The 21,561-nt window shown below is 71.8% G+C and carries 18 protein-coding genes; 16 read left to right on the forward strand and 2 right to left on the reverse strand.

Annotated features, from left to right (window positions below):
• Positions 1-73 precede the first annotated feature (73 nt).
• The 15 genes from P3T27_RS07400 (at position 74) to P3T27_RS07470 (ending at position 18,221) form a co-directional block, all read left to right on the forward strand.
• On the forward strand, positions 74-1,300 hold the full coding sequence (locus P3T27_RS07400; RefSeq protein ID WP_280675488.1) for a sensor histidine kinase: 1,227 nt from the start codon (positions 74-76) through the stop codon (positions 1,298-1,300).
• Between the two features lie 39 nt (positions 1,301-1,339).
• Positions 1,340-2,029 carry a response regulator transcription factor gene (locus P3T27_RS07405; RefSeq protein ID WP_280675490.1) on the forward strand — a complete coding sequence of 230 codons (690 nt, stop codon included), beginning with the start codon at positions 1,340-1,342 and terminating at the stop codon, positions 2,027-2,029.
• Positions 2,030-2,228: 199 nt separating this feature from the next.
• Positions 2,229-3,095, forward strand: a complete 867-nt coding sequence (locus P3T27_RS07410) for a DUF2520 domain-containing protein (RefSeq protein ID WP_280675799.1) — start codon at positions 2,229-2,231, stop codon at positions 3,093-3,095.
• 145 nt (positions 3,096-3,240) lie between these two features.
• Positions 3,241-4,146, forward strand: coding sequence for a pantoate--beta-alanine ligase (gene panC / locus P3T27_RS07415; protein ID WP_280675492.1), 906 nt, complete (start codon positions 3,241-3,243; stop codon positions 4,144-4,146).
• Positions 4,147-4,221: 75 nt separating this feature from the next.
• Positions 4,222-4,671, forward strand: a complete 450-nt coding sequence (gene panD, locus P3T27_RS07420) for an aspartate 1-decarboxylase (RefSeq protein WP_280675494.1) — start codon at positions 4,222-4,224, stop codon at positions 4,669-4,671.
• A gap of 16 nt (positions 4,672-4,687) precedes the next feature.
• A complete protein-coding gene (locus tag P3T27_RS07425; protein WP_280675496.1) occupies positions 4,688-6,361 on the forward strand; it encodes an L-aspartate oxidase in 1,674 nt (557 codons plus the stop codon).
• A gap of 4 nt (positions 6,362-6,365) precedes the next feature.
• Positions 6,366-7,337 carry a carboxylating nicotinate-nucleotide diphosphorylase gene (gene nadC / locus P3T27_RS07430; protein ID WP_280675498.1) on the forward strand — a complete coding sequence of 324 codons (972 nt, stop codon included), beginning with the start codon at positions 6,366-6,368 and terminating at the stop codon, positions 7,335-7,337.
• Between the two features lie 29 nt (positions 7,338-7,366).
• Positions 7,367-8,155: a type III pantothenate kinase gene (locus P3T27_RS07435; RefSeq protein WP_280675500.1), complete on the forward strand. Its 789-nt coding sequence runs from the start codon at positions 7,367-7,369 to the stop codon at positions 8,153-8,155.
• Positions 8,156-8,279: 124 nt separating this feature from the next.
• Entirely contained in the window at positions 8,280-9,020 is a 741-nt protein-coding gene (locus P3T27_RS07440; protein ID WP_280675502.1) for a hypothetical protein, read from the forward strand.
• Between the two features lie 95 nt (positions 9,021-9,115).
• A complete protein-coding gene (gene lysX, locus P3T27_RS07445) occupies positions 9,116-10,672 on the forward strand; it encodes a bifunctional lysylphosphatidylglycerol synthetase/lysine--tRNA ligase LysX (protein ID WP_280675504.1) in 1,557 nt (518 codons plus the stop codon).
• A 264-nt stretch (positions 10,673-10,936) separates the two neighbouring features.
• A complete protein-coding gene (locus P3T27_RS07450; protein WP_280675801.1) occupies positions 10,937-11,374 on the forward strand; it encodes a BlaI/MecI/CopY family transcriptional regulator in 438 nt (145 codons plus the stop codon).
• A 10-nt stretch (positions 11,375-11,384) separates the two neighbouring features.
• Positions 11,385-11,921 carry an amino-acid N-acetyltransferase gene (locus tag P3T27_RS07455; protein WP_280675506.1) on the forward strand — a complete coding sequence of 179 codons (537 nt, stop codon included), beginning with the start codon at positions 11,385-11,387 and terminating at the stop codon, positions 11,919-11,921.
• A 92-nt stretch (positions 11,922-12,013) separates the two neighbouring features.
• Entirely contained in the window at positions 12,014-12,364 is a 351-nt protein-coding gene (locus P3T27_RS07460; protein WP_280675508.1) for an Lsr2 family protein, read from the forward strand.
• A 637-nt stretch (positions 12,365-13,001) separates the two neighbouring features.
• Positions 13,002-15,521: an ATP-dependent Clp protease ATP-binding subunit gene (locus tag P3T27_RS07465; protein WP_280675510.1), complete on the forward strand. Its 2,520-nt coding sequence runs from the start codon at positions 13,002-13,004 to the stop codon at positions 15,519-15,521.
• Positions 15,522-15,863: 342 nt separating this feature from the next.
• Positions 15,864-18,221, forward strand: coding sequence for an immune inhibitor A domain-containing protein (locus P3T27_RS07470; protein ID WP_280675512.1), 2,358 nt, complete (start codon positions 15,864-15,866; stop codon positions 18,219-18,221).
• A 96-nt stretch (positions 18,222-18,317) separates the two neighbouring features.
• On the opposite strand, the gene P3T27_RS07475 is transcribed toward P3T27_RS07470, so the two are convergent.
• The gene (locus tag P3T27_RS07475) at positions 18,318-19,490 is read right to left on the reverse strand and encodes a beta-eliminating lyase-related protein (protein ID WP_280675514.1); all 1,173 of its coding nucleotides are present in this window, start codon (positions 19,488-19,490) and stop codon (positions 18,318-18,320) included.
• Positions 19,491-19,849: 359 nt separating this feature from the next.
• On the opposite strand from P3T27_RS07475, the gene P3T27_RS07480 reads away from it, so the two are divergent.
• Positions 19,850-20,770, forward strand: coding sequence for a M23 family metallopeptidase (locus P3T27_RS07480; RefSeq protein WP_280675516.1), 921 nt, complete (start codon positions 19,850-19,852; stop codon positions 20,768-20,770).
• A gap of 10 nt (positions 20,771-20,780) precedes the next feature.
• On the opposite strand, the gene P3T27_RS07485 is transcribed toward P3T27_RS07480, so the two are convergent.
• Positions 20,781-21,413, reverse strand: a complete 633-nt coding sequence (locus P3T27_RS07485; RefSeq protein WP_280675518.1) for a helix-turn-helix domain-containing protein — start codon at positions 21,411-21,413, stop codon at positions 20,781-20,783.
• Positions 21,414-21,561 lie beyond the last annotated feature (148 nt).

Consider the following 21,561-nt stretch of genomic DNA (forward strand, 5'->3'; position numbering starts at 1 on the left):
CCGACCTACGGAGTAGGACGGATCGCCCTACCGGCGGACCTGGGTACACCGCGTGACTGCCTACGCTGGAGTTGTGCATCGACTCAACGCCTGGCTCCGCCGTCACCCCATGGTGGTCGACGCCGCCTGGGCAGCGATCGTGCTGTTCCTCGGCCTGCTGCCGAACGACAACTTCCCCGAGGGCTGGCGCTTCGACGCGCAGATCCTGATCGCGGTGCTGCTGCCGGCCCTGATGGTCGTCCGCCGACGCTTCCCCGACGTCACCGTGGCCGCCGCCACCGGGGTGGGACTGGGCCAGGTGGCCGCCGACGTCGACCCGGCCGCCTCCTCCCTCGCCTACCTGGTCTTCGCCTACACCGGCGCCGCCTTCGGCCAGAAGTGGACGTCCCGGCTGGCGCTGGTCGCCGGGCTGGCCGCCGGGCCGCTGGCGTTCTGGCGGATCCACCCGGAGAAGACCGTCCCCAGCGGCAACGGGGACTTCCACACCCGCCCGTACACCTTCAGCGAGGCGGCGGTCTACGCACTGCTGATGACCACCCCGTTCATCCTGTGCTGGGCGTGGGGCCGGCTGACCAGGGTGCGCCGCGCCTACCTGACCGAGCTGGAGGACCGCGCCGCCCGGCTGGAGCGCGAGCGGGACGCCCAGGCCAAGGTGGCGGTCGCCGCCGAGCGCGCCCGGATCGCCCGCGAGCTGCACGACGTCGTCGCGCACAACGTCTCGGTGATGATCGTCCAGGCCGACGGCGCCGCGTACGTGCTGGACAACTCGCCGCAGCAGGCGAAGGAGGCGCTCAGCACCATCGCGTCCACCGGCCGGCAGGCGCTGGTCGAGATGCGCCGTCTGCTGGGCGTGCTGCGCACCGCCGACACCGCCGAGGAGTACGTGCCGCAGCCGGGCGTCGAGGAGCTGCCCGAGCTGCTGGAGCAGGTCCGCACGGCCGGGCTGCAGGTGGACTACGCGACCTCCGGGCATCCGCGCGAGCTGCCGCGCGGCGTCGAGCTGACGGTCTACCGGATCGTCCAGGAGGCGCTGACCAACGTCCGCAAGCACGGCGGCCCCGACGTGCACGCCCGGGTCGCGGTCGACTTCGGCGAGCGCGAGCTGGCCGTCCTGGTCGAGGACGACGGCCGCGGCAGCACCGACGAGCAGCTGGCCACCGGCGGTGTGGACGGCCTCGGCCACGGCCTGATCGGCATGCGCGAGCGGGTCGGCATGGTCAGCGGCAGCCTCGACGTGGGCCCCCGCCCCGGCGGCGGCTTCCGGATCCGCGCCGTCCTGCCGCTCAAGGCGGCCCACTAACCCCCCTCCGTCGCCCCGACGCCCCCCGAAGGAGCCACCTTGACCATCCGCGTGATGCTCGTCGACGACCAGGAACTGCTGCGCACCGGATTCCGGATGATCCTGCAGTCGCAGGGCGACATCGAGATCGCCGCCGAGGCGGGCGACGGCGCCCAGGCCCTGGAACGGCTGCGGCACACCCAGGTGGACGTGATCCTGATGGACGTCCGGATGCCGCGCCTGGACGGGGTGCAGGCCACCCGCCGGATCTGCCTGGCCGAGGACGGCAGCCCGCTGCCCGACGCCCCGCACGTGCTCATCCTGACCACCTTCGACCTGGACGAGTACGCCTTCGCCGCGCTCAAGGCCGGCGCCAGCGGCTTCCTGCTCAAGGACGTGCCGCCGACCGAGCTGGTGGCCGCGATCCGCGCGGTGCACGGCGGGGACGCCGTGGTCGCGCCGACCACCACCCGCCGCATGATCGACCGCTTCGCCGAGGTGCTGCCCACCCCGCAGAACGCGCCCGGCCAGGACGTCCTCGGCCCGCTGACCGAGCGCGAGCGGGAGGTGTTCCTGCTGGTCGCCCAAGGCCTGTCGAACGGCGAGATCGCGGCCCGGCTGGTGCTCTCCGAGGCCACCGTGAAGACCCACGTCGGCCGGATCCTGGCCAAGCTCGGCCTGCGCGACCGGGTCCAGGCCGTGGTGCTCGCCTACGAGGCCGGGCTGATCCGGGCCGGGGCGACGGACTGAGCACCCGTCGAGGACCGGCTGAGCGCCCGTAGAATGGCGCGGTACGTCCGGTACCCGAAGAGGACCGGAACGAGGAGTTAAGGACGAGGGCCGGGCCGTGAACACGTCCGACAGTGCCGACCGCGCCGCCTACGGCGACTTCGCCCCGCTCGCCGACGGCTTCGGCGACCCGGGCGACCCCGGCAACCGCCCGGCCCGGCTGGCCGTCGGCGTGGTCGGCACCGGCCGGGTCGGCCCGGCGCTGGGCGCCGCCCTGCGCCTCGCCGGGCACACCGTGGTCGCCGCCTCCGGGGTGTCCACCACCTCCCGCCGCCGCGCCGAGGCGCTGCTGCCCGGGGTGCGGATCGTCACCCCGCCGCAGGTGCTGGCCGCCGCCGACCTGGTGCTGCTCACCGTGCCGGACGACGCGCTGGCCGACCTGGTGGCCGGCCTCGCCGCGACCGGCGCCGTCCGCCCCGGGCAGCTGCTGGTGCACACCTCCGGCGCGCACGGCGTCGGCATCCTTGAGCCCGCCACCCTGGCCGGGGCACTGCCGCTGGCGCTGCACCCGGCGATGACCTTCACCGGCACCTCCGTCGACCTGGACCGGCTGGCCGGCTGCCCGTTCGGGGTGACCGCCCCCGAGGAGCTGCGGCCGGTCGCCGAGGCGCTGGTGGTGGAGATGGGCGGCGAGCCGGAGTGGGTGCCGGAGGACGTCCGCCCGCTCTACCACACGGCCCTCGCGCACGGCGCGAACCACCTGGTCACCCTGGTCGCGCAGGCGATGGACCTGCTGCGCACCGCCGGCGTCGCCGAGCCCGGCCGGCTGCTCGGCCCGCTGCTCGGCGCCGCCCTGGACAACAGCCTGCGCTCCGGCGACGCGGCCCTCACCGGACCGGTCGCCCGGGGCGACGCGGGGACCGTACGGCGCCACCTGGCGCAGCTCAGTACGGTGTCCCCGGACATCCCGGCGGCCTACCGGGCGATGGCCCGCGCCACCGCCCAGCGGGCGGTGGCGAACGGAACCCTCTCGACCGACTCCGCGGCCGCCGTGCTGGACGCCCTCGACGAGGAGAAACGCCAGTGACTCCGCCCCGGCCGAGACCGGGCTTCCCACCCGGCCGCCGGAGCGGCCTCATGACGGACAAGCCCTGCCCGGTGCGTCACCGCACGGGACGGAGCGCAACAAGGCGGCGGAACCTCGCGCAGCCGATGAGCGAAGGAGTGCAGGAATGGCGGGCAAGGCCCAGCGAAGCAAGCCCCAGCGGGCGCCGAAGGTCCACCGGGCCGTCGTCACCCACACCGTGGACGACTTCGAGGCCGCGTTCTGGCCGGACGAGCGACCGGTCGACAACGCCGTCGTGATGACCATGGGCGCGCTGCACGAGGGCCACGCCGCCCTGATCCGGGCCGCCCGCAAGCAGGTCGGCCAGGACGGCCGGGTGGCGGTGACGGTCTTCGTCAACCCGCTGCAGTTCGGCCCGGCCGAGGACCTGGAGCGCTACCCGCGCTCCCTGGACGAGGACGTGCGGCTGGCCGAGGAGAACGGCGCCGACGTGGTGTTCGCGCCCTCCGTCGACGAGGTGTACCCGAACGGCGAGCCGCAGGTGCGCCTGTCGGCCGGCCCGATGGGCGAGCGCTTCGAGGGCGCCACCCGCCCCGGCCACTTCGACGGCGTGCTGACGGTGGTGGCCAAGCTGCTGCACATCACCGACCCGGACTTCGCCTTCTTCGGCGAGAAGGACGCCCAGCAGCTGGCGGTCATCCAGCGGATGGTCGCCGACCTGGACTTCGACGTCGAGATCGTCGGGGTGCCGACCGCCCGCGAGGAGGACGGGCTGGCGCGCTCCTCGCGCAACCGCTACCTCTCCGCCGAGGAGCGCGAGCAGGCCCTCGCCCTCTCCAAGGCCCTGTTCGCCGGCCGGGACGCGGCCGCCCAGGGCCCCAAGGCCGTCCGCGAGGCCGCCTCGGCGGTCCTGGACGCGGCCGAGAGTGTCACCCTTGACTACCTCGCCCTGATCGACCCGCACGCCTTCACCGAGGCGGCGGAGGACTTCCAGGGCGAGGCGGTGCTGGCCGTCGCCGCGACGGTGGGCACCACCCGCCTGATCGACAACGTCCGCATCATCGTCCGCTAGTCCGCCGGGACCCCGTCCCCACCGTCGTCCGGCAGCTCGTTCCCCCAGGCATGCACTCACAGGAGGCGTGACCCCATGCTCCGCACCATGCTCAAGTCCAAGATCCACCGGGCCACCGTGACCCAGGCCGACCTGCACTACGTCGGCTCGGTCACGGTGGACGAGGACCTGCTCGACGCCGCCGACCTGCTCCCCGGCGAGCTGGTCCACATCGTCGACATCAACAACGGCGCCCGGCTGGAGACCTACACCATCGCCGGCCCGCGCGGCTCCGGCGTGATCGGCATCAACGGCGCCGCCGCCCGTCTGGTCCACCCCGGCGACCTCGTCATACTCATCGCCTACGGGCAGATGGACACGGCCGAGGCCAAGGGCTACGAGCCGCGGATCGTCTTCGTGGACGAGCGGAACCGGATCACCGGCCTGGGCGGCGACCCGGCCGAGGCCGCGGAGGGCACCGGACTGCTCCGCGGCGACAAGGCGTACGGTGACGGCAACGGCGCGGCCCCGACCGCCGCGCGCTGAAGGAGCCACTGACGTCATGTCCGCCACGCATCGCCTCACCGCCCCCGCCCCCGGCTGGACCGCCACCACCGACGTGGTCGTGGTCGGCTCCGGGGTGGCCGGTCTCACCGTCGCCCTCAACGTCCGCAAGGCCGGCCTGCGGGCCATGGTGGTCACCAAGGCGATGCTGGACGAGGGCTCGACCCGCTGGGCCCAGGGCGGCATCGCGGCCGCCCTGGGCGAGGGGGACTCCCCCGAGCAGCACCTGGACGACACCCTGGTGGCCGGCGCCGGGGTCTGTGACGAGGAGGCCGTCCGCACCCTGGTCACCGAGGGCCCGGACGCCGTCCGCCGGCTGATCGCCACCGGCGCCCTGTTCGACCGGGGCGAGGACGGCGAGATCCTGCTGACCCGCGAGGGCGGCCACCACCGCCGCCGGATCGTCCACGCGGGCGGGGACGCGACCGGCGCCGAGATATCGCGCGCCCTGGTCTCCGCCGTCCGCACCGACCCCGACATCGAGCTGATCGAGCACGCGCTCGTCCTCGACCTGCTGACCGACGCCGAGGGCCACGCCGCCGGGCTGACCCTGCACGTGATGGGCGAGGGCCAGCGCGACGGCGTCGGCGCCGTCCGGGCCCGCGCGGTGGTGCTCGCCACCGGCGGCATGGGCCAGGTCTTCTCCGCCACCACCAACCCGGCGGTCTCCACCGGCGACGGCGTGGCCCTGGCCCTGCGGGCCGGCGCCGCCGTCACCGACCTGGAGTTCGTCCAGTTCCACCCCACCGTGCTCTGGCTCGGCCCGGACGCCGAGGGCCAGCAGCCGCTGGTCTCCGAGGCGGTCCGCGGCGAGGGCGCCCACCTGGTCGACGCGGACGGCGTCCGCTTCATGGTCGGGCAGCACGAGCTGGCCGAGCTGGCCCCGCGCGACATCGTCGCCAAGGCGATCACCCGGCGCATGCAGGAGCAGGGCGCCGAGCACATGTACCTGGACGGGCGGCACTTCGGCGCCGAGATGTGGGAGCACCGCTTCCCCACCATCCTCGCCTCCTGCCGCGCGCACGGCATCGACCCGGTCACCGAACCGATCCCGGTCGCCCCGGCCGCCCACCACGCCTCCGGCGGCATCCGCACCGACCCTCGGGGCCGCACCAGCGTTCCGGGCCTGTACGCCTGCGGCGAGGTCGCCTGCACCGGGGTGCACGGCGCCAACCGGCTGGCCTCCAACTCGCTGCTGGAGGGCCTGGTCTTCGCCGAGCGGATCGCCGCCGACCTGGCCGGCCGGCACACGGCCGGCGAGCTGCCCGAGCGCACGGTGGACGTCGCCACGGCGCGGGCCGCGCAGGCGGTGCCGCTGCCGCCGTCCGAGGCCCGGGCCGAGATCCAGCGGCTGATGTCGCGCGGCGCGGGCGTGGTGCGCTCCGCCGCCTCGATGGCCGACACCGCCGCCGGGCTGGCCATGCTCGCCGAGCAGGCCCACTTCCACGTGGCCGAGGAGAAGCCGGCCGACCCGCGGGTGGAGACCTGGGAGGCCGCCAACCTGCTGCTGGTCGCCACCGCGCTGGTCGCGGCCGCCGCGCAGCGCGAGGAGACCCGCGGCTGCCACTGGCGCGAGGACTTCCCCGAGCGCGACGACGCCCACTGGCGGCGCCACCTGATCACCACCCTCACCGCCTCCGGCGACCCCGTCAGCACCCCTGAGGAGCAGTAGAACCATGACCCACTCCCACGAGGAACTCCCCCTGGCCGACGACCAGGGCGGCTGCGGCGACGGCTGCGCCTGCGGGGACGGCGAGGGCTACGAGACCGGCCTGGACCCGCAGCTGGCCGAGCTGCTGGAGCAGGCCGGACTGGACCCGATCGAGGTCGAGGACATCGCCACCCTGGCGCTGGCCGAGGACCTGGCCGGCGGCGAGGACGTCACCTCGGTGGCCACCGTGCCCGCCGAGGCCGTCGCCACCGCCGACTTCACCGCCCGCCAGGCCGGCGTGGTGGCCGGCCTGCGGGTCGCCGAGGCGGTCGTCTCGCTGGTCTGCGAGGAGGAGTTCGAGGTCGAGCGGCACGTCCAGGACGGCGACCGGGTCGAGGCCGGCCAGGTGCTGCTCTCGGTCCGCTCCCGCACCCGCGACCTGCTCACCGCCGAGCGCAGCGCGCTCAACCTGCTCTGCCACCTGTCCGGCATCGCCACCGCGACCCGCGCCTGGGCGGACGCCCTGGAGGGCACCGGCGCCGTCGTCCGGGACACCCGCAAGACCACCCCGGGCCTGCGCTCGCTGGAGAAGTTCGCGGTGCGCTGCGGCGGCGGCGCCAACCACCGGATGGCGCTGTCCGACGCCGCCCTGGTCAAGGACAACCACGTGGTCGCGGCCGGCGGCGTGGCCGAGGCGTTCCGGGCCGTCAAGGCCGCCTACCCCGACCTGCCGGTCGAGGTCGAGGTCGACACCCTGGAGCAGATCCCGCCGGTGCTGGAGGCCGGCGCCGACCTGATCCTGCTGGACAACTTCCCCGTCGCGCAGCTCAAGGAGGCCGTCGAGCTGGTGTCCGGGCGGGCGAAGCTGGAGGCCTCCGGCGGTCTGACCCTGGCCACCGCGCGCGAGGTCGCCCAGACTGGTGTCGACTACCTGGCCGTGGGCGCGCTCACCCACTCCGCGCCGATCCTGGACATCGGCCTCGACCTGCGCGCCTGACCTTCGTCCCGACTCGCAGAAAGCGCCCCATGCTCCTCACCATCGACGTCGGCAACACCCAGACCACGCTCGGCCTGTTCGACGGCGAGGAAGTGGTCGAACACTGGCGGATCTCCACCGACCCGCGCCGCACGGCCGATGAACTGGCGGTGCTGCTGCAGGGGTTGATGGGCAACCACACCGCGGTGCGGGAGGCCTCGGTGGAGGGCCTGGCAATCTGCTCGTCCGTTCCCGCCGTGCTCCACGAGCTCCGCGAGGTGACCCGCCGCTACTACGGCGACGTCCCCGCGGTGATCGTGGAGCCCGGCGTGAAGACCGGGGTGCACGTCCTGATGGACAACCCCAAGGAGGTCGGCGCCGACCGGATCGTGAACGCGCTGGCCGCCAACCACCTGTACGGCGGCCCGTGCATCGTGGTCGACTTCGGCACCGCCACCACCTTCGACGCCGTCAACGCCCGCGGCGACTACGTGGGCGGCGCGATCGCCCCCGGCATCGAGATCTCGGTGGAGGCGCTCGGCGTCCGCGGCGCCCAGCTGCGCAAGATCGAGCTGGCCCGGCCGCGCAACGTGATCGGCAAGAACACCGTCGAGGGCATGCAGTCCGGCATCCTGTACGGCTTCGCGGGCCAGGTCGACGGCCTGGTCGACCGGATGGCCAAGGAACTCGCCAAGGACCCGGACGACGTCCAGGTGATCGCCACCGGCGGCCTGGCCCCGCTGGTCCTCGGCGAGGCCACCACCATCGACGTCCACGAGCCCTGGCTCACCCTGATCGGCCTGCGCCTGGTCTACGAGCGCAACCGCCCCACCACCTGAGCAGGCCTCAGGACCCCCGCCCCAGGACGTCCTCCCACTCCGGCGGCCGATTCCACCGGGCCGAACGCGGGGCGTCGGCGTGACGTTACCGACAAATCGGATATTCCTCACGTAGTGTCAGCCCATGCCTACGCCACACGGATCGCGCGGCGGCATGGCCTTCAGCGCCGACGAAGTCCGCGTGCTGCGCCGCGCCCTCGCCCAAGCCCTCCACCCCGCCGTCCCCGTCCACCTCCAGGGGCCCGACCGTCCGGTGTTCGCCGGTCCGGGCGCCGAGCTGTGGGCGGAGGACGTCCAGGACGCGCTGCGTCTGACCGAGGCGATCGACGAGGCCGTCCAGGAGGGCGGCCGACTGCGCGCCTTCCTGCTCGCCGACCTCGGGCGCTACCGGGCCGCCCTGCCCGGCAGCGCCCCCGGCTACCTGGAGCGTCTGGAGGAGGCCGTGACCGACGGCTACCTGCCCGGCCCCGAGGACCTCACCGCGCTGCGCGGGCTGACCCGCCAGCCCTGCGGCCACAGCGAACGCGCCCGCCGCTCCCGGCTGGCCGGCCGTTGCCACGCGCTGGCCGAGGCCGCCGTCCGCGAGCGGCTCGCCCTCACCACCGGGCAGCACCGCCACCTCGTCGCCGTACCGAGCCCCGCCGCACCCCCGAGCAGTTTCCCCACCCCTCTTGGAGGACGGATCACGATGAGCAGCACCGACTCCCCCGCCGAGCGGCCCGCCGCCCCCCAGACCCCGCCCCGGACGCGCCGGATGCCCACCCCGGCCGAACTCTTCGGCCGCCGCCCCAAGCCCCCCACCCACCCCACGCCCCCCGCCACCCCGGCCCCCGACGACATCGAACTCGCCACCGGCACGGGCTGAGCCGCCCCCGCCCGTGAGGGGAGACCGCCGACGCGGTCTCCCCTCTTGCGTTATCCCGTGGCGGAGCACGGTGTGTGGCTGGCTACCCTTGTGGGGTGAGCGATCAGAGCCCCATCCCCGCGACCGACGACCTTCCCGAGCAGATGCGCGTCCGGCGCGAGAAGCTGGACCGGCTTCGGGCGGCCGGTGTCGACCCCTACCCGGTCGGCTTCCCCCGGACCAGCACCATCGCTGACCTGCGCGCCAAGCACCCGGACCTGGAGCCCGACACCGCGACCGGCGAGCGGGCCGGCGTCGCCGGCCGGGTGATCCTCTCCCGCACCGGCGGCAAGCTCTGCTTCGCCACGCTGCGCGACGGCACCGGCGACCTCCAGGTGATGTTCTCCCTGGACAAGCTGGGCGCGGAGCGGCTGGCGGCCTGGAAGGCGGACATCGACCTGGGCGACCAGGTCGGCGTCGAGGGCGAGGTGATCACCTCCAAGCGCGGCGAGCTGTCGGTGATGGTGGACCGCTGGGAGCTCACCGCCAAGTGCCTGCGCCCGCTGCCGGACAAGCACAAGGGCCTGACCGACCCGGAGGCCCGGGTCCGCCAGCGGTACGTCGACCTGATCGTCAACCCCGAGGCCCGCGAGATCCTGCACCTGCGCAGCAAGGTGGTCCGCTCGATCCGCCGCACCTACGAGGACCGCGGCTACATCGAGGTCGAGACCCCGATGCTGCAGCCGGTGCACGGCGGTGCCAACGCGCGCCCGTTCAAGACGCACATCAACGCGTACGACATCGACCTCTACCTGCGCATCGCCCCCGAGCTGTACCTCAAGCGGCTGGTGGTCGGCGGCGCCGAGAAGGTCTTCGAGATCAACCGCAACTTCCGCAACGAGGGCGCGGACTCCACCCACAACCCGGAGTTCACCTCGCTGGAGTCGTACGAGGCGTACGGCGACTACGACACCCAGGCCGAGCTGATCCGCGAGACGATCGTGAACGCGGCCCGGGACGCGCTGGGCACCACGGTCATCAAGGGCGTGGACGCGCACGGCGTGGAGCACGAGATCGACCTGGCCGAGCCGTGGGAGGAGGTCTCCGTGTACCCGGGCATCTCCGCCCACCTGGGCGTCGAGGTCACTCCGGAGACCGGCGTCGAGGAGCTGCGCAAGCTGGCCTTCGACCACGGCATCCCGTTCGAGAAGGACTGGGGCCACGGCCAGATCGTGCTGGAGATGGTCGAGCGCCTGCTGGAGGAGAACGCCGTCCGGCCGACCTTCATCAAGGACTACCCGACCGAGGTCTCCCCGCTGACCCGCCAGCACCGCTCGGTGCCGGGCGTGGCCGAGAAGTGGGACCTGGTGATCTTCGGGACCGAGATCGGCACCGCCTACTCCGAGCTGGTCGACCCGGTCGAGCAGCGCGCCCGCCTGACCGCGCAGTCCCTGCTGGCGGCCGGCGGCGACGTCGAGGCGATGCAGATCGACGAGGACTTCCTGCGGGCCCTGGAGTACGCGATGCCGCCGACCGGTGGCCTCGGCCTCGGGGTGGACCGCCTGATCATGCTGCTGACCGGCAAGAACATCCGGGAGACCGTGCTCTTCCCGCTGGTGAAGCCGGAGGCGAAGGCTTCCGCCGTGACGGCGGAGAAGACCGAGGAGGAGTGACCTGATGGACTACGTCAGCGCGATCGTGCCGCCGCTGGTCATGGCGATCGGCTTCGGATTCCTGGTGCGGGCCATCATCCGCAGCCAGGGCGGAGCCCAGAAGGCCAAGGAAGACCTCGACTGACCCGCGAGCGAACCCGCGACTGACGCCGTCAGCCGCCCGAACGAACGGTGCGCCGCCATTCCCGATTCCGGGGGTGGCGGCGCGCCGGTTTGGCGCACTTCACAAGATTTGCCCCATTCACTCCCTATCCTGGCCGCACTATGGTCCGGCAACTCGGCGAACTTGAGAACGCCATCATGACCCGGGTGTGGCGGTGGAACCGACCGGTGACGGTTCGCGAGGTTCTCCTGGATCTGCGGTCGGAACGCGAAATCGCGTACACCACCGTGATGACCGTCCTGGACAAGCTCCACAGAAAGGGCTGGCTGCGCCGTGAGCGGGTCGGCCGGGCCTATCGATATGAACCGGTCTCGTCCCGCGAGGCGTACACCGCGGCGCTGATGAACGACGCGTGGGCCACCAGTGACAATCCGGCGGCGGCCCTGGTGCACTTCTTCGGCCTGATGTCCCCCGGGCAGCGCGAGGCACTCCGGGACGCCTTGCGGGTCTCCGCTCTGTTCCCGCCCGATCCGCCGCCCGCCGATTCCGCGGAGCCGGGGCCGGATACCGGGGAGACCGCGCCGGGCGCGACGCGATAACGTCCCCGCCATGGAGGTCACCATCCGCCGTGCGCGGACCACGGACGTGCGGGCCGTGCGCGGGCTCATCGACGCCTACGCACGCGACGGCATTCTGCTCGACAAGCCCACAGTCACACTGTTCGAATCCGTCCAGGAGTTCTGGGTCGCGGAACGCGACGACACCGGCACGGTGGTGGCCTGCGGCGCCCTGCACGTGATGTGGGAGGACCTCGCCGAGGTCCGCACGCTCGCGGTCGACCCGTCCTGCCGGGGCTTCGGGGTCGGGCATCTGCTGCTGGACAAGCTGCTGCAGACGGCGCGCTGGCTCGGCGTCCGTCGGATTTTCTGCTTGACGTTCGAGGTGCCGTTCTTCGCGAAACACGGTTTCGTCGAGATCGGTGAGCTTCAGGAAACCGATGATGGTACGACAGACCCGGCGGCGATCGCTACGGATGTCTATGAGGAACTTCTCCGCTCGTACGATGAAGGTGTCGCGGAGTTCCTTGACCTGGAGCGGGTGAAGCCCAACACACTGGGCAACTCGCGCATGCTGCTGCACCTCTGAACCGCTCCCGCGCCGGTCAAGGGTTTGTGTTTTCCGGAGAAAGGCGCTTTCCTTTCCTTAGGCAATGGGTCGTTTAGCGGAAAGGGAAGCCCGTGGCACAGAGGGTGCAGGTCATTCTTGAAGACGATCTCGACGGCGGTTCGGCGGACGAGACGGTGACGTTCGCGCTCGACGGCGTTGCCTACGAGATCGACCTGAAGAGCGCCAACGCGGACAAGCTTCGCGGTCTGCTGGCGCCGTACGTGGAGAAGGGCCGCAAGCAGAGCGGCCGGCTCGCAGGCGCCCGGCGCCCGGGCCGCGGCACCGCGCCGCGCCCCTCGGGCAGCGCGCCGGACACCGCGAAGATCCGCGCGTGGGCCAAGGAGCAGGGCATGGAGGTCAACGACCGCGGCCGGGTGCCGAGCAACGTGCGCCAGGCCTACGAGGACGCCAACGCGTCCTGACCCCGGCGCCACCGGAACGCCGGAGCGGGCGCGGGGCCACGGCGGCCGCACAGGGCGCCGACGACACACGCGCGGGGCGCGGAGGACTCTCCTCCGCGCCCCGCGGCGCGCACCCGCAGGGGCGCGGGGCCGCCGGGACCGGGGGGCGTCCGGGCGGCGGAACAATCACAACCCGTGCAACGCTGTAGAGGCGGAGCGGTAACGCCGACACCACCGGGTGGCGTACCGGCCGCACCGGCCGCACTGAACGGCCGTCCCCGCGGCGCGACTTCTCGCCAGGCGAACACCGCCACCGCGGAAACTGCGCGAGAACCGCCCCGATACCGGGTATGAATGCAGGTGGACGGGTTCGTCGACCTGTCCAGGGGCAGTATGCGTGACCGGCCGGAGACGGCCCGGCTCCGTCCCGGCGGTTCTTGTTCGCCGATGGCGTAGCGGTATCCGGTGCATCCGGGCCACCTGTGGGAACACCGTTTCCCAGCATCAGGTTGGGATTGGTGTCGGCTGGTCGCGCAGCATCTCGCTCCCGTACCGGGGAGTGAATCCGTGGGCCGCGCCGCTGAGCGGGACTAGCATGCGGAAGGACAGGGCGGGGACCGACCCCGAACTGCCCGACCGCTCTGAGGAGCGATAAACGATGTTCGAGAGGTTCACCGACCGCGCGCGGCGGGTTGTCGTCCTGGCTCAGGAAGAAGCCCGGATGCTCAACCACAACTACATCGGCACCGAGCACATCCTCCTGGGTCTGATCCACGAGGGCGAGGGCGTCGCCGCAAAGGCCCTGGAGAGCCTCGGGATTTCTCTTGAGGCCGTACGCCAGCAGGTCGAGGAGATCATCGGCCAGGGCCAGCAGGCCCCGTCCGGTCACATTCCCTTCACCCCCCGGGCGAAGAAGGTCCTGGAGCTGTCGCTCCGGGAGGCGCTGCAGCTCGGCCACAACTACATCGGCACCGAGCACATCCTGCTCGGCCTGATCCGCGAGGGCGAGGGCGTCGCCGCCCAGGTCCTGGTCAAGCTGGGTGCCGACCTCAACCGGGTGCGCCAGCAGGTCATCCAGCTGCTCTCCGGCTACCAGACCGGCGGCGGCAAGGAGTCGGCCACGGCCGGCGGTCCCGCCGAGGGCACCCCGTCGACCTCGCTGGTCCTGGACCAGTTCGGCCGCAACCTCACCCAGGCCGCCCGCGAGGCCAAGCTCGACCCGGTCATCGGGCGCGAGAAGGAGATCGAGCGGGTCATGCAGGTGCTGTCCCGCCGCACCAAGAACAACCCGGTCCTGATCGGCGAGCCCGGTGTGGGCAAGACCGCCGTGGTCGAGGGCCTGGCGCAGGCGATCGTCAAGGGCGAGGTCCCGGAGACGCTCAAGGACAAGCAGCTCTACACGCTGGACCTGGGCGCCCTGGTGGCCGGCTCGCGCTACCGCGGTGACTTCGAGGAGCGCCTGAAGAAGGTGCTCAAGGAGATCCGCACCCGCGGCGACATCATCCTGTTCATCGACGAGCTGCACACCCTGGTCGGCGCGGGCGCCGCCGAGGGCGCCATCGACGCCGCCAGCATCCTCAAGCCCATGCTGGCCCGCGGCGAGCTGCAGACCATCGGTGCCACCACCCTGGACGAGTACCGCAAGCACCTGGAGAAGGACGCCGCGCTGGAGCGCCGCTTCCAGCCGATCCAGGTCGCCGAGCCGTCGCTGCCGCACACCATCGAGATCCTCAAGGGTCTGCGCGACCGCTACGAGGCCCACCACCGGGTCTCCATCACGGACGCCGCGCTGGTCGCCGCCGCCACCCTGGCCGACCGGTACATCTCGGACCGCTTCCTGCCGGACAAGGCGATCGACCTGATCGACGAGGCCGGCTCGCGAATGCGGATCCGTCGGATGACCGCGCCGCCGGACCTGCGCGAGTTCGACGAGAAGATCGCCGACGTGCGCCGCGAGAAGGAGAGCGCGATCGACGCGCAGGACTTCGAGAAGGCCGCGTCCCTGCGCGACGACGAGAAGCAGCTCCTGCAGGCCAAGGCCAAGCGCGAGAAGGAGTGGAAGGCCGGCGACATGGACGTCGTCGCGGAGGTCAACGAGGAGCTCATCGCCGAGGTCCTGGCCACCGCCACCGGCATCCCGGTCTTCAAGCTGACCGAGGAGGAGACCTCGCGTCTGCTGCGCATGGAGGACGAGCTGCACAAGCGCGTCATCGGCCAGAAGGACGCCATCAAGGCGCTCTCCCAGGCCATCCGGCGCACCCGTGCGGGCCTCAAGGACCCGAAGCGCCCCGGCGGCTCGTTCATCTTCGCCGGCCCGTCCGGTGTCGGTAAGACCGAGCTGTCCAAGACGCTCGCCGAGTTCCTCTTCGGGGACGAGGACGCGCTGATCGCGCTCGACATGTCCGAGTTCTCCGAGAAGCACACCGTCTCGCGGCTCTTCGGTTCGCCCCCCGGCTACGTGGGCTACGAGGAGGGCGGCCAGCTGACCGAGAAGGTCCGCCGCAAGCCGTTCTCGGTCGTCCTCTTCGACGAGGTCGAGAAGGCCCACCCGGACATCTTCAACTCGCTGCTGCAGATCCTGGAGGACGGTCGCCTGACCGACTCCCAGGGCCGCGTGGTCGACTTCAAGAACACCGTCATCATCATGACGACCAACCTCGGCACCCGGGACATCTCCAAGGGCTTCAACCTGGGCTTCGCGGCCACGGGTGACACCCAGAGCGGGTACGAGCGGATGAAGGCGAAGGTCGGCGACGAGCTCAAGCAGCACTTCCGCCCCGAGTTCCTGAACCGCGTCGACGACATCGTGGTGTTCCACCAGCTGTCCGAGGACGACATCATCCAGATCGTCGACCTGATGATCGACAAGGTGGACGAGCGGCTCAAGGACCGGGACATGGGCCTGGAGCTCAGCGTCGAGGCCAAGAAGCTGCTGGCCAAGCGCGGCTACGACCCGATCCTGGGTGCCCGTCCGCTGCGCCGCACGATCCAGCGCGAGATCGAGGACCACCTCTCCGAGAAGATCCTCTTCGGCGAGCTGCGGGCCGGCCACATCGTCGTCGTCGACGTCGAGGGTGAGGGCAAGGAGGCCAAGTTCACCTTCCGCGGTGAGGAGAAGTCGGCCGTCGCGGACACCCCGGCCGCGGTTGCCTCGTCCGGTCCGGACCTGACGAAGTAGCAACATTTAACAGACAACTTCACAGCCACCGAGCCCCCGGCGTCCGCGCCGGGGGCTCGGTGCGTTCCGGTCGCCCCGATCCGGGGTTCCCGCAGGCGGGGGCGGGTGCCGTCGGAGGCTGGCTGGTATGGGTACGTCCCATTTCTCAGCAAGCTTTAACGGACATCCTGTTGACATATGGTCAGCTGATGGGGAGTTGCGGAGGATAGCGCCGTGGCCATGTCATGGTCAAGGTCTATCTTTTCTGTCCACGCTTGTATCAAATGACGTCCACCTGTCTTTCATTTTGGTTTGCCGGGCTTTGGCCAAGAGCTGGCCCCGGTCGGGGAGGACGTCACAACGTTGAAGAACATCAGGAGAACCGCTGGGGCTGCCACAGCCGCAGCGGTCATAGTCACGCTCGGCGCGGGCCTGTTCCCGGCCACCGCCGTCGCGGCAGGCTCGGCTCCCGCGCCCCGGGACCCGGCCGACGCCGTCCAGTCCGCCAACATCGAGCACAACCTGCCGGGCCCGCTGACCGAGAAGGTCGAGGCCGAGCAGAAGGCCGCCACCGAACAGCTGATCGCCGGCACCGCCCAGGTCGAGAACCACAACGGCAGCACCAGCATCAAGCTGGGCAAGGACAAGTACGTGGAGCTCGGCCGCGAGCGCACGGACAAGATCTTCACCATCCTGGTCGACTTCGGCGACCAGGTGGACAACACCACCAAGACCGCCGACGGCAAGGTCATGTACGGCGGTGAGCCCGGCCCGAAGCACGACGAGATCGAGAAGCCGGACCGCGCCAACGACAACTCGACCGCCTGGCAGGCCGACTACAACCAGCAGCACTTCCAGGACCTGTACTTCGCCAAGGACAAGCCCTCGCTGAAGACCTTCTACGAGAAGCAGTCCTCGGGCCGCTACTCGGTCGACGGCGTGGTCTCGGACTGGGTGCGGGTGCCGTGGAACGAGGCCCGGTACGGCTCGGACTACTGCGGCTCCAACGTCTGCGACAGCGCCCAGGACCTGATCCGCGACGCCGTGGACATCTGGTACAAGGACCAGCTGGCCAAGGGGCAGACCAAGGAGCAGGTCAAGGCCACCCTGGCGTCGTACGACCAGTGGGACCGCTACGGTTCGCACAACGACGGGAACTTCAACCAGCCCGACGGGTACATCGACCACTTCCAGATCGTGCACGCCGGTGAGGACAAGTCGGCCGGCGGCGGCAAGCAGGGCAGCAAGGCCCTGTGGGCGCACCGCTCGTACGCCTACGGCAACCTGAACGGCCAGGCGGGCCCGGCCGACAACAAGCTCGGCGGCGTCCAGGTCGGCGACTCCGGCCTCTGGATCGGCGACTACACGATGCAGCCGGAGAACGGCGGCCTCGGCGTCTTCGCCCACGAGTACGGCCACGACCTCGGTCTGCCGGACCTCTACGACACCGCCGGCACGGGCGTCGACAACTCGGTCGGCTTCTGGTCGCTGATGTCCTCCGGTTCCTGGCTCGGCGAGGGCAAGGGCGCCATCGGCGACATGCCGAACGACCTCGACGCCTGGAGCAAGCTCAAGCTCGGCTGGCTGAAGTTCGACAAGGCCAAGGCCGGCACCGAGTCGACCCACCACATCGGCCCGGTCGAGTACAACAGCAGCCTCCCGCAGGCGCTGGTCGTCGAGCTGCCGAAGAAGACCATCCCCACCGACATCAACAAGCCCGCCTCGGGCAAGAGCGAGTGGTGGAGCGGCAGTGCCGACAACCTGAACGTCACGCTCACCCGGGACGTCGACCTGACCGGCAAGACCAAGGCCAGCCTGAACGCCAAGGCCTGGTACGAGCTGGAGGCGAACTTCGACTACGCCTTCGCCGAGGTCTCCACCGACGGCGGCAGCAACTGGACCGCCCTGGACGGCACCTGGAACGGCCAGCCGCTCCCGAAGGATGCCAGCGGCCGCGCGGCCCTGTCCGGCCTCACCGCCGCCTGGGGCGACCTGTCCTTCCCGCTGGACGCCTACGCCGGCAAGGCCGTCAAGGTCCGCTTCCACAACACCACCGACTCGGGCCTGCACTACCGCGGCTTCGCCGTCGACGACATCTCGGTGACCGCCGACGGTTCGACGATCTTCAGCGACGACGTCGAGAACGGTGACAACGGCTGGGTGGCCAAGGGCTTCACCCGCTTCGCCGGCAGCTACACCAAGGACTACGGGCAGTACTACATCGCGGAGAACCGCCAGTACGTCTCCTTCGACCAGACCCTGAAGACCGGCCCGTACAACTTCGGCTGGGGCAACAGCCGGCCGAAGTGGGTCGAGTACTACCCGTACCAGCCCGGTCTGCTGATCTGGTTCTGGGACGAGTCGCAGCCCAACAACAACGTCAGCGCCCACAAGGGCCACGGTCTGATCCTGCCGATCGACTCGCACCCGACCCCGCTGAAGTGGAGCGACGGCACCCTGATGCGTCCGCGCATGCAGGGCTACGACTCGACCTTCGGCTCGCGCAAGGTCAGCGCGCTGTCGCTGCACAAGAACGGCGTCGAGACGGTCATCCCGAAGGCCAAGGGCGTCGACGAGTTCTCGGACCTGAAGGAGTACTGGTCCAGCGACAACCCGTACAGCAGCGTGATCGTCCCGAAGACGGGTACCAGCATCGAGGTCGAGAACGAGTCCTCGAACTACCTGGAGACCTGGATCCGGGTCCGCCCGGTCGACAACTGATCGGTCGAGCACTGACGATCAACCTGTGACCAGGCGGTTCCGACCCGCCACGGCCGGCCCGTCCCCGCATCGCGCGGGGGCGGGCCGGCCGCTTCGTCAGGCCTTGGCGCCGCGGGCGGGCAACCGGTCCAGGAAGGCGGCGGCCGCCTCGACGACGTCGGCCGCCGTCCAGTCCAGCGCGGACGCGGTCACCGTGACCTCGGTCATCGCCAGGCCCGGCAGGTCGCGCTCTCGCCAGCCGCCGAACAGGCCGACCCCGGTCTCCTCGGCCAGCCCGAGCCCGGCCTCGTCCAACTCCTCGGCGGCGTACGGCAGCCAGACCTGGAACTGGTGGGTGTGCGGCGGGGCCGGGTGCACCCGGGCGCCGGGCACCGCCGCGAAGGCCGCCTCCAGCGCCTCGGCGACCGTCCTGGCGTGCGCCACGTACCGCTCCAGCAGCGGGAGTTGGCCGTCCAGACCGGCCAGCGCGGCGAGTGCCGCCGGCCACTGCTGGTAGAGCTGGCCGCCGTACCGGTGCCGCCAGGCCTTGGCGGTGCGGACGAAGCCCCCCGAGCCGGCCAGCGCGGCGCCGCTGATGCCGCCGAGCGTCTTGTAGAAGGAGACGTAGACCGAGTCGGCCAGCGCGGTGATCTCCGGCAGCGAGTGGCCGAGGCGGAACACCGACTCCCAGATCCGCGCGCCGTCCAGGTGCAGGGCGGCGCCGCACTCCTCCCGGACCACCCCGGACAGGGCCGCCAGCTCCGCCCAGTCGGGCAGCACGAACCCGGCCTCGCGCAGCGGCAGCTCCAGGCTGAGCGCGGCGTACGGCTCGTCGAAGGAACGCAGCTCCGCGGCGGTGGGCTGGCGCGGGGCCGTGGTCGGCCAGACGCTGCGCAGGCCGGTCAGCACGCCGAGCGCGTGCCGCTCGTGCTGGTCGGTGTGGGCCTGCGGGTGGGTGGCGACGGTGCGCAGCCCGGCCGCCTCGGCGTGGATCCGCAGGGCGACCTGCTGGGCCATCGTGCCGGTGGGGAAGAAGGCCGCGTCCTCGGCGCCGAGCAGTTCGGCGACCCGGCGTTCCAGGGTGCGGACCACGCCGTCGCCGTAGTGGTCCGGGCGCTGGTCCAGGTCGTGGTCGCCGCCCTCCCCCGCGAGGGCGGCGAGGCGTTCGCGCATGCTCTGCGGCCGGTCGCCGGACAGGATCCGCTCGCAGCCGCGCAGGGCGGCGAAGCGGCGGTCCGGCAGGTTCGGGCGGTCATTGCCGTCGAGGTCTTCACTCCTGTTGCCATACATGCGTCGATGGTCCCGCAGCGGGCCCGCCAGGTCAGCGGGGCGGACGGCGGAAAGCCGGGCGGCCGGGCCAAACCCCGGCGGGCCGTGGCACTGGTCACACCGGCCCGGCGAGGTACGACCGGCGGTAGTAGCCGGGCCACCGGGGCGGGCGGCCCCCCGAGCCGGTGGCGGGCGATCGGATTTCGTGATCGTTACTCCGTCAGCTTGAATCTCCGGCGCGACACTGACTACACGCCGTAGTAGGTCACGCCGTTTGGGCGTCCGCTCGGTGACGGTTACACCTGAGTGGTCCCCCGCTCAGCACGCGCCCGAACGGGCCCTTCGTGCTGCCCTCGTACGACCGTGAGGTACGGCTACCGATGTCCCCTGTCCCGCCCGCGAGGTCGGCCCTGCACCGACTCGCCGCCCGCACGGCGGCCCGGGCGGCGGCCTGGCAGCCCCGGCTCGGCCATGCCGTCCGCACCCACGCCGCGCCGCTGCGCGTGCTCGCCACGCCCCGGCACCCGCTGCCCGGTGGCCTGCCGCAGGCCGAGCGCGACCGCGCGGTGGTCTCCGCCGGAGCGGCCGCGGCGCTGCTCGCCGGCGCCCTGCTGGTGGCCGCGCCGGGCCGCGCCTCGGCGCAGACCGTCCTGCCCACCACCCCCGGCAGTTCGGCCTTCACCGCGCCGCAGGCCGCCGTGCCCAGCCCGGGGATGGTCCAGGTGGCGGGGCCGAGCCCGTACCGGCTCCCGAACGACGGCGACTCGGCGCAGGAGTTCGTGGCGGTGGCCGCCAACCTGCTGCCGGTCGAGCTGCCGACCGCCGCCGCGCCGCCCGGGGCCCCCGCGCCGGAGCCCGAGGCGCAGCCGGCCCCCGCACCCGCACCGGCGCCCGAGTGGTCGGCCCCGGTGCCGGACGCGCCGACCAGCAATCCGTACGGGGTGCCCAACTCCGAGTACGCGGCCGGGTACCACACCGGGGTGGACTTCGCGGTCGACCCGGGCACGCCGCTGCTGGCGGTCGGGAACGCGACCGTGGTGTCGGCCGGCTGGGACGGCTCGTACGGCAAGGAGGTGGTGCTGCGACTGGCGGACGGGCACTACGCGCAGTACGCGCACCTGTCCTCGCTCGGCGTCTCGAGGGGCGACCAGGTGTCGGCGGGCGAGCAGATCGGGCGGTCCGGGAGCACCGGCAACTCGACCGGGCCCCACCTGCACTTCGAGATCCGCACCAGCAACCGCTACGGCGCGGTGGTCAACCCGATCGCGTACCTCGCGGGGCACGGCGTCACCGACTTCTGAGCCCGTCCGCTCAGGAGTGGGCGGGGGCCGGGTGGCTGATCCGGCCGCCGATCTCCAGCGCGACCTCCCGGGCCGCCCCGATCGCCTCCGCCAGGGTGGCCGCCTGCAACGGCTCGCCCCAGACGCTGTCACCGTGGCCGCAGCCCGAGGTGTCCTGCTTGAGCAGGAACATCGCCGAGTGGACGGTGAACAGCGCCATCGTGGCGCGCAGCCGCTCCCGGAAGTCCGCCTCCGGCCCGTGCACCAGCTGGATCATCGTGACCATGCGGTTCCGGAACGCCAGCCCGGCCGGGGAGTCGCGCAGCGCGGGCTGGTTCTCGTGGAAGAAGCGCAGCAGCGGGGCCCGCTCGGCCATCCCGTCCGCGAAGCGGCGGATCAGCTCGTCGCGCATGCCGGGGCTCCAGGACTGCTGCCGGCCCCACTCGATGGTCTCGTCGATCGGCGCGGCCATCCGCTCGACGATGCCCAGGACGATGTCGTCCTTGGTCTTGAAGTGGTAGTAGAGCGCGGCCTTGGTGACACCGAGGCGGTCGGCGATCTCCCGCAGCGAGGTCTGCTCGTAGCCCTGCTCGGAGAAGAGCTCCAGGGACACCTCGATGATGCGAGCCCGCGTGTCGCTGCGGGGGCTGTGCGGAGTGCCCATGGCCTGCCTCATGACTGCGTCGATGACTGCTGCGGACCCCGGTGGCGTCCGCCCCGGGCCCATTCTCCCTGCCCAGGCAGCCGGGCGGGAAACTGGCTTGACGACCGGCTAGGAAACAACTTACCGTGCCGACGGCCCGCAAACTAGC

Origin of the sequence: Kitasatospora sp. MAA19 (genome assembly GCF_029894125.1) — a bacterium.
GTDB lineage: Bacteria > Actinomycetota > Actinomycetes > Streptomycetales > Streptomycetaceae > Kitasatospora.

What these genes read in the sequence shown, in the direction of transcription:
- panC (WP_280675492.1), top strand. Translation starts at nt 3,241, where the DNA reads ATGGCGGGCAAGGCCCAGCGAAGCAAGCCCCAGCGGGCGCCGAAGGTC.
- panD (WP_280675494.1), top strand. Translation starts at nt 4,222, where the DNA reads ATGCTCCGCACCATGCTCAAGTCCAAGATCCACCGGGCCACCGTGACC.
- P3T27_RS07425 (WP_280675496.1), top strand. Translation starts at nt 4,688, where the DNA reads ATGTCCGCCACGCATCGCCTCACCGCCCCCGCCCCCGGCTGGACCGCC.
- nadC (WP_280675498.1), top strand. Translation starts at nt 6,366, where the DNA reads ATGACCCACTCCCACGAGGAACTCCCCCTGGCCGACGACCAGGGCGGC.
- P3T27_RS07435 (WP_280675500.1), top strand. Translation starts at nt 7,367, where the DNA reads ATGCTCCTCACCATCGACGTCGGCAACACCCAGACCACGCTCGGCCTG.
- P3T27_RS07440 (WP_280675502.1), top strand. Translation starts at nt 8,280, where the DNA reads ATGCCTACGCCACACGGATCGCGCGGCGGCATGGCCTTCAGCGCCGAC.
- P3T27_RS07450 (WP_280675801.1), top strand. Translation starts at nt 10,937, where the DNA reads ATGGTCCGGCAACTCGGCGAACTTGAGAACGCCATCATGACCCGGGTG.
- P3T27_RS07455 (WP_280675506.1), top strand. Translation starts at nt 11,385, where the DNA reads ATGGAGGTCACCATCCGCCGTGCGCGGACCACGGACGTGCGGGCCGTG.
- P3T27_RS07465 (WP_280675510.1), top strand. Translation starts at nt 13,002, where the DNA reads ATGTTCGAGAGGTTCACCGACCGCGCGCGGCGGGTTGTCGTCCTGGCT.
- P3T27_RS07475 (WP_280675514.1), bottom strand. Translation starts at nt 19,490, where the DNA reads ATGTATGGCAACAGGAGTGAAGACCTCGACGGCAATGACCGCCCGAAC.
- P3T27_RS07480 (WP_280675516.1), top strand. Translation starts at nt 19,850, where the DNA reads ATGTCCCCTGTCCCGCCCGCGAGGTCGGCCCTGCACCGACTCGCCGCC.
- P3T27_RS07485 (WP_280675518.1), bottom strand. Translation starts at nt 21,413, where the DNA reads ATGGGCACTCCGCACAGCCCCCGCAGCGACACGCGGGCTCGCATCATC.